This is a genomic window from Pseudomonas sp. TH37, assembly GCF_016650735.1.
GTDB classification, from domain to species: Bacteria; Pseudomonadota; Gammaproteobacteria; order Pseudomonadales; family Pseudomonadaceae; genus Aquipseudomonas; species Aquipseudomonas farris.
On sequence record NZ_JAEKFD010000012.1, the window covers coordinates 131,922 to 144,422 of the forward strand.

Annotated in this window: 13 protein-coding genes, 1 tRNA gene and 1 pseudogene; 10 read left to right on the forward strand and 5 right to left on the reverse strand. The window is 58.2% G+C overall.

Annotated features, from left to right (window positions below; translation table 11 throughout):
- Positions 1-102: 102 nt before the first annotated feature.
- Positions 103-1,071: a Gfo/Idh/MocA family oxidoreductase gene (locus JFU11_RS25060; protein WP_123722356.1), complete on the reverse strand. Its 969-nt coding sequence runs from the start codon at positions 1,069-1,071 to the stop codon at positions 103-105.
- Positions 1,072-1,083: 12 nt separating this feature from the next.
- Positions 1,084-1,971 carry a Dyp-type peroxidase gene (locus tag JFU11_RS25065; RefSeq protein WP_038982892.1) on the reverse strand — a complete coding sequence of 296 codons (888 nt, stop codon included), beginning with the start codon at positions 1,969-1,971 and terminating at the stop codon, positions 1,084-1,086.
- A gap of 199 nt (positions 1,972-2,170) precedes the next feature.
- On the opposite strand from JFU11_RS25065, the gene JFU11_RS25070 reads away from it, so the two are divergent.
- Positions 2,171-3,796 (forward strand): NADP-dependent glyceraldehyde-3-phosphate dehydrogenase, encoded by a 1,626-nt coding sequence (locus JFU11_RS25070; RefSeq protein WP_123722354.1) that lies wholly within the window; start codon positions 2,171-2,173, stop codon positions 3,794-3,796.
- Positions 3,797-3,864: 68 nt separating this feature from the next.
- Positions 3,865-4,884, forward strand: a complete 1,020-nt coding sequence (locus JFU11_RS25075; RefSeq protein ID WP_201121399.1) for an FUSC family protein — start codon at positions 3,865-3,867, stop codon at positions 4,882-4,884.
- An 8-nt stretch (positions 4,885-4,892) separates the two neighbouring features.
- On the opposite strand, the gene JFU11_RS25080 is transcribed toward JFU11_RS25075, so the two are convergent.
- The gene (locus JFU11_RS25080) at positions 4,893-5,786 is read right to left on the reverse strand and encodes a DMT family transporter (protein ID WP_123722352.1); all 894 of its coding nucleotides are present in this window, start codon (positions 5,784-5,786) and stop codon (positions 4,893-4,895) included.
- Positions 5,787-5,921: 135 nt separating this feature from the next.
- Between JFU11_RS25080 and JFU11_RS25085 the strand changes: the two genes are divergently transcribed.
- From JFU11_RS25085 to JFU11_RS25095, 3 genes are read left to right on the forward strand one after another with little or no spacing between them, the layout of a single operon-like run.
- Positions 5,922-6,359, forward strand: coding sequence for an Lrp/AsnC family transcriptional regulator (locus tag JFU11_RS25085; RefSeq protein WP_008006559.1), 438 nt, complete (start codon positions 5,922-5,924; stop codon positions 6,357-6,359).
- 57 nt (positions 6,360-6,416) lie between these two features.
- Positions 6,417-6,749 carry a YceK/YidQ family lipoprotein gene (locus JFU11_RS25090; protein WP_201062431.1) on the forward strand — a complete coding sequence of 111 codons (333 nt, stop codon included), beginning with the start codon at positions 6,417-6,419 and terminating at the stop codon, positions 6,747-6,749.
- Between the two features lie 11 nt (positions 6,750-6,760).
- Positions 6,761-7,153: a VOC family protein gene (locus JFU11_RS25095; protein WP_201062432.1), complete on the forward strand. Its 393-nt coding sequence runs from the start codon at positions 6,761-6,763 to the stop codon at positions 7,151-7,153.
- Between the two features lie 72 nt (positions 7,154-7,225).
- Here the strand turns inward: JFU11_RS25095 and JFU11_RS25100 are convergent, their stop codons facing one another.
- Positions 7,226-7,897: a Bax inhibitor-1/YccA family protein gene (locus JFU11_RS25100; RefSeq protein ID WP_007898177.1), complete on the reverse strand. Its 672-nt coding sequence runs from the start codon at positions 7,895-7,897 to the stop codon at positions 7,226-7,228.
- A 124-nt stretch (positions 7,898-8,021) separates the two neighbouring features.
- Here JFU11_RS25100 and JFU11_RS25105 point away from each other — a divergent pair.
- Together JFU11_RS25105 and JFU11_RS25110 are read left to right on the forward strand one after the other, a co-directional pair.
- Positions 8,022-8,109 (forward strand) — tRNA-Ser (locus tag JFU11_RS25105).
- 207 nt (positions 8,110-8,316) lie between these two features.
- Positions 8,317-9,075: pseudogene (locus JFU11_RS25110) on the forward strand (site-specific integrase); the annotation flags it as partial.
- Between the two features lie 330 nt (positions 9,076-9,405).
- On the opposite strand, the gene JFU11_RS25115 reads toward JFU11_RS25110, so the two are convergent.
- Positions 9,406-10,497, reverse strand: a complete 1,092-nt coding sequence (locus JFU11_RS25115) for an NADH:flavin oxidoreductase/NADH oxidase (protein WP_201062434.1) — start codon at positions 10,495-10,497, stop codon at positions 9,406-9,408.
- 59 nt (positions 10,498-10,556) lie between these two features.
- Here JFU11_RS25115 and JFU11_RS25120 point away from each other — a divergent pair, with 59 nt between their 5' ends.
- The 3 genes from JFU11_RS25120 (at position 10,557) to JFU11_RS25130 (ending at position 12,435) form a co-directional block, all read left to right on the forward strand.
- A complete protein-coding gene (locus JFU11_RS25120; protein WP_201121400.1) occupies positions 10,557-10,892 on the forward strand; it encodes a helix-turn-helix domain-containing protein in 336 nt (111 codons plus the stop codon).
- 154 nt (positions 10,893-11,046) lie between these two features.
- Positions 11,047-11,655 (forward strand): alpha-ketoglutarate-dependent dioxygenase AlkB, encoded by a 609-nt coding sequence (locus JFU11_RS25125; RefSeq protein WP_201062435.1) that lies wholly within the window; start codon positions 11,047-11,049, stop codon positions 11,653-11,655.
- Positions 11,656-11,814: 159 nt separating this feature from the next.
- On the forward strand, positions 11,815-12,435 hold the full coding sequence (locus JFU11_RS25130; protein WP_134101573.1) for a TetR/AcrR family transcriptional regulator: 621 nt from the start codon (positions 11,815-11,817) through the stop codon (positions 12,433-12,435).
- Positions 12,436-12,501 lie beyond the last annotated feature (66 nt).

Here is a 12,501-nt window from a genome sequence, read left to right on the forward strand (position 1 = left end):
TTCCTGTGGGAGCGGGCTTGCCCGCTCCCACAGGGATATCAGTCGTTTTCGGGGGCGAGGTTTGCCAAGTAGGGCCACGGGTAGATGCCGCGTTCTATTTCTTCAATCGCGCTTGAGGATCTGGTCCATCACCCAATCGGTTTTCAACGCCTGTTCGGCCAGCGCCGGGTGCTGAGCCTCACCACGGATGTGGGCGTTCATGCCCAGCACGTGGTGCCACTGGATGTGTTCGTGATGTTCGATGTGCAGGCTGAGGTGTTCATCGGCTTCCAGCTGTACCGGGTGTTCGTCGAACACCGAAAAGCTGATCCGGCCTTGGCTGCCGATTACTTCGACCCGGTCCTCACGACGGTCTGCCACGAAATTCCAGCAGCCCATGCCCAGCGCCCCCGACGCAAATCGCCAACTGGCGCTGACGGCGTCTTCAGCGGCGTACAACCCAGCCTGATGCGCGGTGAAACCGGCGACCTCAACGATGTCACCCAGCAGGTACTGGAACAGGTCGAAGCCATGGCTGGCGAGGTCGGCGAAGTAACCACCGCCGGCAATCGCCGGGTCGGTTCGCCAGTTGTCTGTGCCGCCAAGGTCGCTCGATGAAGGCGCTTTGGTCAGCGTCCAGGTCAGGTGCCGGACTTCGCCGATCCGCCCTTCCGCAAGCCATTGCCGCACCTGCTGGAAGCGCGGCAACGAGCGTCGATAATAAGAAACGAACAGGTGCAGTCCGGCCTCGGCAAAGACCTTTTGCATCTCACGGCTTTGCCCGGCATTCAGCGACATCGGTTTTTCGACGCAGCAATGTTTGCCGGCGGCAGCCACTTGCAGGCTGTAAGCGTGATGGCTGTCGGGAGGCGTGGCGATGTACACCGCGTCCACCTCAGGGTCATTGATCAGCGCTTCGGCGTCGGTGTAGGCCCGGGCAATGCCGTGGCGCGCGGCGTAATCACTCACCGCTTCCAGTCGCCGCCCCATCACCGCCACCAGCGCCGAGCCGGGCGCCTTGTAGAACGCCGGCCCGCTCTTGCGCTCGGCCACACTGCCGCACCCAATCATGCCCCAGCGCACCACGCTCATAGACACTGCGGTTCAACCGATGCGCAGTGCGCGCAGGTCGAGGCGACCGTCCTTGAGCGGTGGGCACCAGTAGTAGCCGCCGGTGATCGGCCGACTGATGCGATACAGACCGTCGGTGATGCCGTCTTCCAGACCGCTCATGCGCCGCAGCTGGGATTCGAACGCGTCGAGGGAAAAACCGAAGGCCAGGAACATCAGGCCAGCACGATCGCCTTCGATCCACGGCATCGAACGACGGACCACGAAGGCTTCGGGCGTGAAGCTTTCCTGGGCGGTGCGTTTGACGTGAGCGGAGATCGGCGCGTCATCGAGTTCTTCGTTGTCGCTCAGGCGACGGCCCATGATGTTGTCTTTCTCATGGGACGGCATCGCGTGAAAGCCTTTCAAGTCATGCTGCCACTGCTGGATCGCGGCGAAGCTGCCACCGACCAGACCGTCCGCGCCTTCGCTCAGCAATGCGGCCGCTACAGCGGCTTCGTCGTGAGGGTTTTCGGTGCCGTCTTCGTAACCGGTCAGGTCATGGCCGCTCATGTGGCGGAAGGTTTCGTTCATCTGCACCAGACGCAGGGCCGGTGCCAGCGCGGCTTCGATCGCATGACTGCGATTGAGCAGTTCGCCACGGTCAACACCATGCAGCCAGCACCAGAGCGCGTGCTGGGTCGACGGGTTATCGACGCCGACACCGACCAGCGCAGGAAAGGCGCGCAGCCCGTCGATCTGCGCGTGCAGCGCCTTGACCAGGGATTCACCGAAACCGACGACCGCCGACTTTCCGTCCACCAGGCGCATCAGGTTATCCAGCGCAGCCGGCAGTGCCTCGGCGGATTCGAGGGCGAAGAACATATGACGAGCTTGAGGCGGAACAGGGGTGGCGAGAATGCCCGGCTGGTAATAACTCATATGAACTCCTTCAGAAAGAGCGTGAAGTTTAACCGGGGGATGCTCAGTTGTGTGCGCTCAGGTCAAAAGATCAGCGGGTCATGACAATGTGTTGCGATCTTGGTAAAACGATTCAGCTATGCTGATCAGGCCTTGACCTAATAACGGAACGTAGCGATAACACCTTATCCGCATCACCCAATCCAGACGGGGTAGCGACATGACCACAGCACAAATCCTTGGCAACCTGTTTCCCACCGCCGACAACGTCCCGGAAAAGTACCGCCTCAACGGCCAGACCGAACAGCGCGAATATCTGGTCGACGGTGAACTGAAAACCTGGTCCGGGCCCCTCGCCCAAGTCCGCAGCCCGGTGTACCTGAGCGGCGCGAATGGCGACGAACAAGTGATCCTCGGCAGCACGCCGCTGCTCGATGCCGAGACCGCATTGACCGCGCTCGACGCCGCCGTCCGCGCCTATGATCGCGGCCAGGGCCTGTGGCCGACCATGCGCGTGGCCGAGCGTATCCAGCACGTCGAAACCTTCCTGGCTCGCATGCGCGAACAGCGCGAGGCGGTGGTCAAGTTGCTGATGTGGGAGATCGGCAAAAACCTCAAGGACTCGGAAAAAGAATTCGACCGCACCTGCGACTACATCGTCGACACCATCAATGCCCTCAAGGAACTCGATCGCCGCTCCAGCCGCTTTGAACTGGAACAGGACACCCTCGGCCAAATCCGCCGCGTTCCGTTGGGCGTGGCGTTGTGCATGGGGCCTTACAACTACCCGCTGAACGAAACCTTCACCACGCTGATTCCGGCCCTGATCATGGGCAACACCGTGGTGTTCAAACCGGCCAAGCTTGGCGTGCTGTTGATTCGCCCTCTGCTCGAAGCGTTCCGCGACAGCTTCCCGGCCGGAGTGATCAACGTCATTTACGGCAGCGGCCGCGAAACCGTCAGTGCGCTGATGGCCAGCGGCAAGATCGATATCTTTGCGTTCATCGGCACCAACAAGGCCGCCAGCGACCTGAAAAAACTCCACCCAAGGCCTCACCGCCTGCGCGCGGCGCTAGGCCTGGATGCGAAGAACCCCGGCATCGTTCTGCCGGAGGTCGATCTGGACAACGCGGTCAATGAAGCCGTCACCGGTTCCCTGTCGTTCAACGGTCAGCGCTGCACCGCGCTGAAGATCCTCTTCGTCCATGAAGACGTGGTCGAGGCGTTCATCGAAAAATTCAACGCCAAACTCGCCAGCCTCAAACCCGGCATGCCGTGGGACAGCGGCGTGGCCCTGACGCCATTGCCGGAATCAGGCAAGGTCGATTACCTGCACACGCTGGTGGCGGACGCGGTCAGCAAAGGTGCAGCCGTGGTCAACCCCAACGGCGGTGAATCCCGCGCATCGTTCTTCTACCCGGCCGTGTTGTACCCGGTGACCCCACAGATGCGCGTCTACCAGGAAGAACAGTTCGGCCCGGTCGTACCGATCGTGCCCTACCGTCATCTAGACACCGTGATCGATTACGTCCTGGAATCCGACTTTGGCCAGCAACTGAGCATTTTCGGTACCAACCCGGTGGCGGTCGGCAGACTGGTGGACACCTTCGCCAACCAGGTCGGCCGGATCAACCTCAACGCCCAGTGCCAGCGCGGTCCGGACACCTATCCGTTCAACGGTCGCAAGAACTCCGCCGAAGGCACGCTGTCGGTACATGATGCGCTGCGAGTGTTTTCGATTCGGACCCTGGTGGCGACCAAATTTCAGGAGAGCAGCAAAGAGCTTCTCAGCGAGATCATCAGCGGACGAAACTCGAGCTTCCTGACCACCGACTATATCTTCTGAGGACACCGAGCCTGAGCATCATCAGAGGCCTTCGACTGCCACCGCTGTTGCGCCGGATACTGCGTCCGTTGCTGGACCCGTACCGGCGCTACCGCCACGCCAAACTGATCCATGCGGTACGGGTTTCGTTGGGATTGCTGGCAACGATTCTGCTGACCACCGGTATCAGCCTGCCCCACGGCGAATGGGCGTCGGTGACCATGCTGGTGGTGATCGGTGGCTTGCAACACCACGGTAATATCGGCAAAAAAGCCGCCGAGCGGGCCATCGGCACCTTGATCGGGGCCGGCGTCGGCTTGTTGCTGGTGGCGCAACACGCCTGGCTCGGGATGCCGTGGCTGACCTATTTCGCGATGTCGGTGGTGTGCGGATTCTTCTCGTACCACGCCATCGGCAAGGGCGGTTACACCGCGCTGCTGTCGGCGATCACCGTGTTTATCGTCGCGGGGCACGGTGACAACCCGGTCACCGATGGCCTGTGGCGCGGGGTGGATATTCTGATCGGCATCGCCTTGGCACTGGCCTTCTCCTTCGCCCTGCCGCTCTATGCGGTGTACTCCTGGCGCTACAACCTGGCCGATGCGTTGCGCGACTGCGCGGCAATCTACGGCCGCATCATCAAGGGTGAGTCCGTCACCGCTGACGAACACCTGAAATTGATGAATCGCTTGAACACGGTGATGATACAACTGCGCTCATTGATGCCCTCGGTATCCAAGGAAGTGCGAGTTTCCATGACCGAACTCGATGCAATTCAGCGCAATCTGCGGATGTGCGTGAGCATCCTGGAAATCCTCGGCAATAGCCGACCGAATGCCGATGACGCCGAGGCAATGGCCCATCTGCAATCGGCATTGAAAGCCGAACACCGACAGATTCGGGTGCAACTGATCGGTATGGCTCGGGCGTTGAAATCGGGCGCTTCGCAACGGCTCAGCCGGCCAGCCGAATCGCCATCGGACTCAACGCTCGATGCGTCGGTCTACAGTCCGCTGGATGCCTATCGATTGCTGACCCGACAATTGACCGCGAACATCGGCGAGATGCGCCAGCGTTTGGCGAAGACCGCACCGCGCTGGAACATCTGAGCCGCTGTTTATTGTGTAGCCACCCGCCGAAGCTTCAAGCCCCAACCCTGTTGCATCCCGGCGGCGGCCAACAGAATCGCGGCAACACCGATCCATTGCAGCGGCTCCAGGCGATGGCCGAAGGCGAACCAGTCAACGAAAATCGCCGCAATCGGGTAGATGAACGACAGCGCGCCGGTCAGCGCTGTCGGCAGTTTTTGAATCGCGCCGTAGAGCAACACATACATCAGACCGGTATGCACGATGCCCAGGGTCACCAGGCTGGCCCAGGCATCGGGCGTTTGCGGTATCGCCGAGAAATGCGCAAAGGGCGCGAGCAACAGCACGCCGGTGCAGACCTGGATCAACGCAATCAGATGCGGTGGCGTACCGGTCAGGCGTTTGATGATCAGCGCGGCAATCGCATACAGAAAGGCAGCCCCCAGCGCCAGACCAATCCCCATCAGGTAATCGTTGCCGCCCTCGCCCTGCCCGCCATGTGCGCTGACAATCGCCAGCATCCCGATAAACGAAATGCCCAGCCAGAACAGTTTTTGCAGGGTGATCTTCTCTCCCAGAAACAGCGCGGCCAAGCCCACCAGCATGAACGGCTGGACGTTATAAACCGCCGTGCCAATGGCAATCGAGGCGCGGGAGTAAGACGCGAATAACAGCACCCAGTTACCGACAATCGCCACGCCGCTCAGCACGGCCAGGAGGAAAGTGGTGGACGTCAAAATGCCAGGGCGCAGAAAGCCGAACGCTGCGCAGATCAGCAATAAGGTGGCGGCACCGAACACGCAGCGCCAGAACACCACGTCCAGCACCGGTTGCCCGGACACCAGCACGAACCAACCAATGGTCCCGGAAATCAGCATGGCGGCGGTCATCTCGAATGAGCCGCGACGTAGTGTTTTGTCCATCATCAACCTCCTGTGTTTGAGCCCAAAGTATGCCAATCCACCTGGGGGCTTCTCCAGCGCAAAAAGCAGGCTAAACTCGGCTTCTGCCTTTTTTATCAAGGCTTATTCAGCCGATTGCCTAACAGGGGATTCGCCATGACCGACGACATCGACCAAGTGCTGATCAGCGCGTTGATGGAAGACTCACGCCGCTCGCTCAAGGCCCTGGCACAGATCAGCGGCCTGTCCTCACCCAGTGTCGCCGAGCGCCTGCGCCGCCTCGAAGAACGTGGCGTGCTCAAGGGCTATACCGTCGAGATCGACCCCAAATGCTTCGGTTATCAACTCCAGGCCATCGTCCGCATTCGCCCGCTGCCGGGCCAGTTGCAGGAAGTAGAGCGACAGATTCAGGCCATCCCCGAATTCACCGAGTGCGACAAAGTCACCGGCGACGACTGTTTCATCGCCCGCCTGCATGTGCGCTCGATGGAACAACTGGACACCCTCCTCGATCGCCTTAACAGCCACGCCGAAACCAACACCGCCATCGTCAAGAAGACCCCGGTCAAACGCCGGCTGCCACCGATGGCGTGAGTGCTGTTTTGTTCGCGAAAGCGTAGATTGATCTTTTTCCGGCGAAGGATTGGCGGTATGAAAACTCAAGTCATGTTACTGGCGGCGCTGATGCTCGCCGGCTGCGGTACGTTCGAGACGGTAGTGCGCAGTGACGAGGCTGCGGTGAAACGTCTTAAGGAACGGAAAACCTACTGCGGTGCGGTTCCACGGATTTACAGCGGCGTGACTTATGATTTTTGCACCCTGCATGCGCTTCCAGGCCCGGGCATTGATGAGTACCAATATGATGGCGCTGGCACGCCCGTTGTCCTGCTGGATGTAGTGATTTCCGGCGTTCTCGATACCATGCTGCTGCCCTACACCATTTATCGGCAGCAGGCTGATGGCAGCATCATTGTGGCCGAATAAGGAGCAGGTGAATGTTGTCCCACGTTTTTATCGGTATCACCGACTTCGATCGTGCATTAGCGTTCTACCAACCGATCATGGATGCACTGCAGCTGCAGATGAAATTTTGCGACCCCGGCAAACCCTGGGCTGCGTGGATGAGCAAGGATGCACCGCGTCCGCTGTTCGTCATTGGCACAGCGTTCGACGAACAGCCGGCCAAACCGGGCAATGGGCAGATGATCGCCCTGCTTGCGCCGAGTCGCGAGATCGTCAACCGCTGTCACGCACTGGCCATGGTTCATGGTGGATCCTGCGAGGGGTCGCCCGGCCTGCGTCCGCACTACCATCCCGACTACTTCGGCGCCTACATGCGCGACCCGGACGGCAACAAACTCTGCGTGTGTTGCCACGAACCCGATTGAAACCAACGAGCTGAGCCAAATCACAGACAATAAAAAACCCGCCGAAGCGGGTTTTTTACTCAGGGCTGGCGATCAATCATCGCGGCTCATGATGCCGAACAGTTGCAACAAGCTGACGAACAGGTTGTAGATCGATACATACAGGCTGATGGTCGCCATGATGTAGTTGCGCTCACCGCCGTGAATGATGGCGCTGGTCTGGAACAGAATGCACACCGACGAGAACAGCACGAAACCTGCGCTGATCGCCAGTTGCAGACCGCTGATCTGGAAGAACAAGCTCGCCAGAGTCGCGCCCAGCAGCACAAAGAAACCGGCTGTGATGAAACCACCGAGGAAGCTCATGTCCTTGCGGGTGATCAGCACATAAGCCGACAGGCCGCCGAACACCAGCGCGGTCATCGCGAAGGCCGAACTGACCACTTCCGCGCCGCCCTGCATACCCAGGTAACGGTTGAGGATCGGGCCGAGCAGGAAACCCATGAAACCGGTCAGCGCGAACGCAGACACCAGGCCCCACGCCGAGTCACGGAGTTTGTTGGTGAGAAAGAAAAGGCCGTAGAAGCCGATCAGCACCACGAAGATATTCGGGTAGCCGACACGCATCTGCTGCGCGACAAACGCCATCACGCCGCTGAATGCGAGGGTGAGAGCGAGTAAGCCGTAAGTGTTGCGCAGGACGCGGCTAACCTCTAGCTGCTCAGCCTGCACGCTGTTATTAACTGCGTAATCCTGTTCGCGCATGGCGACACTCCTGTTGGGTTTGAAACGTTCAGTCGCAAAGATCATAACAGACGCTCTGTAACAAGCCATGCAGAGAGTTTGACAGTGTGTTTCATTCAGGTATTATGGCGCCCGCAACGCAAACGGAGGTGTGGCCGAGTGGTTTAAGGCAACGGTCTTGAAAACCGTCGACTGTAACAGGTCCATGAGTTCGAATCCCATCGCCTCCGCCATCTTTATACGCTAAGGCCCTGATTATTCAGGGCTTTGTCGTTTCTGAATTTTGAAAAAAAACCTGCCAGCCCATACCTTGACCTTTGGCTTTCCGTAGTTAGACGTGGAACGCAAAACACAATAAATTCATAACTGACTGTTTTTAAAAAAAATTTTTCGCACCAAATAGAATACCCGGGCGAGATCTTGATGCAGGCCTTGGGTGCATCCTTTCGCCGGCTGAGCTGTTGGAACTGCATAACCGCTTCCAGCAAATGACGGCCGATTACAACGCCCTGCCCGCTGGGCAAAAATACGACGGCATACGGCCGTTAAAGAAGGAAACTCAACTCGCGCTCTGGATCAGTCTGGGCACCCTGTGTCGGATAGGCGAGTTGCTGCAGGCCGAATGGAAAAATGTCGATCTGGACCAGCCGATCTGGTTCCTCCCTAGCGAAAACGTCAAAGGCACTCGCGGCAAGAAACAGGACCACCATGTCTACCTCTCGCCTTTCGCCCTGCATTTCTTTCAGGAACTCAAGACCCTGACGGGAGATTCCCAGTGGTGCTTTCCGAACAAGCAGGATGATGAGCATGTGGACGTGAAAGTGGTGAGCAAACAGGTCGGTGACCGTCAAGCTCGGTTCAAAAACCGCAAGGCCCTCTCCCGACGGCGTCACGACGATACCCTGGTCCTCGCCGACGGCCAGAACGGTGACTGGACGCCGCATGACCTGCGCCGCACCGGCGCGACCATGATGCAGGCCTTGGGCGTTAGCTTGGATGTTATCGATCGCTGTCAAAACCATGTGCTGGCTGGCTCCCGGGTGAGACGCCACTATCTGCATCACGATTATGCCGAAGAGAAGAAGCTCGCCTGGAACCTGTTGGGCGATCGACTCAGTGCTGTCTTGTCCTCAACCTACGAGCATTCACCTGCCGAGTCGATGATGTCCTTTCCAGCATACTTAATTACAGAGACGTGAGAACCCATATTGTCTGCGCCCCCCCCCTAAAAAGGTGCAAACTCTGTAGGAGCGCAGATACAAAAATATCGACTTTGATCGCCCCTCAGCGATGCCCAACAAATCACGCACACACGAAATAGCCCCTCAAATGAGTGGCGTTTTTTGCGTATGCCTATGGGACGGGAAGCGAGACTCGCGTAGAGGGTCTTACTCGATGAAATCCAGAGGGATTCTTTTTTCCTAAGCGGTAAGACTTGATTTCAGGGGGGCGGAACAAGTACCCAAAAAACTACCCTTTTGAGAGCAGCATCAAACTGCCGATACCGCCGCCCCACGCGCTGTTACACCTTAACGATACCGCTCAAGCCAGTGAGCATAGGGTGCAGGCAACGTCCAGGACGCCTTTTCGACACCCAAATCTTTAGCCGCAAAGTACGCCCAGTGTGGATCGGCCAGATGCGCACGTCCTACTGACACCAGATCGAGTTGCCCGGCCCGCAACGCCCCTTCGGCCAGTTGCGGCGTACCAAAGCCCCAGGCCGATGTCACTGGCAAACCGGTTTCGCGACGCACGCGCTCAGCGATTGGTCCCATGAACGCCGGGCCCCAGGGGATATTGGCGTCGGGCGTGGTGAAGCCAACGCTGACGCTCAGCAAGTCCAACCCACCGGCCTTGAAACGACGGGCAAGCTCGATAGATTCGCTCAGGGTCTGCTCGTCACGTCCGTCATATTCGATCACGCCGAAACGCGCGGTTAGCGGCAGGTTTTCTGGCCAGACTTCGCGAACTGCGGCGAGAGTTTCCAGCAGGAAACGGCTGCGGTTATCGAAGCTCCCGCCGTAGGCATCAGTACGTCGGTTGGAATGCTCGGAGAAAAAGCTCTGGGCCAGGTAACCGTGAGCGAAATGCAGTTCGATCCACTCAAAGCCTGCGTCACGGGCACGGCGGGCGGCATCGACGAAGTTCTGGCGAACACGGGCGATGTCTTCCAAGGTCATTGCGCGCGGGACGTTCGGCAGATGAGCACCGAAAGCGATGGCCGATGGTGCAATGGTTTGCCAAGCGCGGGCATCGGAAGCGGGGATATGGTCGTCGCCTTCCCACGGACGATTGGCGCTGGCCTTACGGCCGGCATGGGCAATCTGGATACCGGGTACGGAACCTGCGGCCTTGATAGCTTGCACCATAGGGACGAAGGCTTGCGCATGCTCATCACTCCAGATCCCCGCGCAACCTGGCGTGATGCGGCCTTCAGGCGCGACAGCGGTAGCCTCGACAACCAGCAAGCCGGCACCGCCGCGGGCCAAACTTGCGAGGTGGACGTGATGCCAGTCGTTGACGATGCCGTCGTTAGCCATGTACTGGCACATCGGCGGGATGGCGATCCGGTTGCGTAACGTAACGTCTTTCAGTTTGAAGGGTTCGAACAATGCAGACATGGGAGAGCTCCAGGAAACGAAGAGACAATTTCATTCGATTGTTCGATGTTAATCGAACTATGGTAATGAGCGATAGCCCTGTTATTATTCGAGTCATGCGAGCCTTCAAACATCCAAATACCGAAGACCTGATTCTCGAACGCGTGCTGTACGCTTTGAGTGACCCTGTTCGCCTGGAAATCGTTCGCTGCCTCGCAGGGGTTCTCGAGGCCAGTTGCGGCGAACTGGACGGGGGACGTCCGAAATCCAGCATGTCTCATCACTTTCGGGTATTACGGGATGCAGGGCTTGTACACACCCGTAGCGTGGGAACTACGCATATGAATTCGTTGCGTGCCGACGTGCTTGGCTGTCGGTTCCCCGGATTGCTTGAGAGCATTCTTTCTCAGCAGTAAACCAGACCTCCGGCAAATGCCGCCACTGGAAGCAACCCGACGATTGCAGCGGACGGCGGTGAAGCTTATTCCTTGACCATTAAATTGATGGCCGATCAGCCGTACGCTCTCTCAGCCACTCTGTAAATTTCTTGATCGTCGAATGGACGCCCCCATGCAAGCAGACCTATTTCTGGCTCGACCCGAGGATCTAAATCTGCTTCCTTCGGATGGTGTCGTGAACGATTTCGGCATTGTCCTGAGTATGAAAGAAGCCGATGTTGTTTTATCACGCCTGATATCAGAGATTGCCTGGCTGGCCGATACCGCGCTCATCAATGGCAACGTCATCGAAACCAGGCGCCAAGTGGCGTGGTATGCAGACACCCCATCGCGCTACATCCATTCCGGTGTCCTGAGACAATCGTTGCCATGGGATGTCGAAATCCTCAACTCGCTCAGAGCCCAGGTTGAGCGCTTAACCGCAACGACGTTCAACTCGTGCTTGCTCAATCGTTATGAGGATGGCACCCAAGGAATGGGATGGCACAGCGACAGTGAGGCTAAGGGTGAGCACGCTGTGATCGCGTCATTGAGTCTGGGGGGAACTCGAAAGTTTGCCTTCAAACACAAGAGCTCCGGTGAGCGTAGGGAAATGGCTTTGCACCATGGACAACTGATCGTGATGCGAGGGGATACGCAACAATATTGGCTTCATGCACTGTCGAAAACCAACGCTGTGGTCTCCCCGCGTATCAGCCTGACGTTCAGACGGTTCCCGTAGTCTGCACGTATTCAACTCATCGTCGCGCCCCACCGGCAAGCAGCCCCTCAGACCATCAGCTAGCTGCGTTGCCTTGGAAAAACGCTATTGTATAAACACTGCCAGTTTCTATAGAATCCGCAAAGCATTAACCAGCCGATTTCGAGCATCGCCAAGCCCATGACCCAAAAGCCCACCAAGTCCACGCCTGCCAAACCCCGCAGTCGCTCCTCGATTGGCGCGGTTCGCAGCCCGCAAAGCACCGAGGCCATCCTCGAAGCGGCCGCCGCTATTCTTGAAGAGCAAGGGTATCGGGCGTTTACCATGGACGCGCTGGTCGAGCGTGCCGGGTCAAGCAAGCCGACCATCTATCGCTGGTGGCGCAGCAAAGGCGCTTTGTTGAGAGATGTTTACGAGCGCGCCGCGTTGACTTTCGTCACCTCCCCCGACACCGGCAATCTAGAACAGGATTTGATTGTGCATTTGCGCTCGCTTTGGACTTGGTGGCGGTCGTCTAGCGCGGGTGAAACCCTCCGCAGTTTCTTCATTGAAATTCAGATGGATTCAAAGGCCATTGCGGAATTCCGAGAGGAATTTCTACCGCGTCGCGAACGTACTTTGCGCAAGATATTCGCCAGAGCAGTGAGCGCAGGAGAAATTGTCGACGGTCCTGCCGTAGAAGTCGCCGTGTCGATGCTCACAGGCATGTCCTGGTTGCATCTGATCACCGCGAACCTGGAAAATCTGGATGACATCGACAATTCAGTCGCGGTGATCGTCAAGGGCCTGAGAGTTCAATAGCCGTCAGAAGGCCTAGATCTTTTTTTTGCCCATAACGACACTGACAGTGTTTATTGACTAAATCGC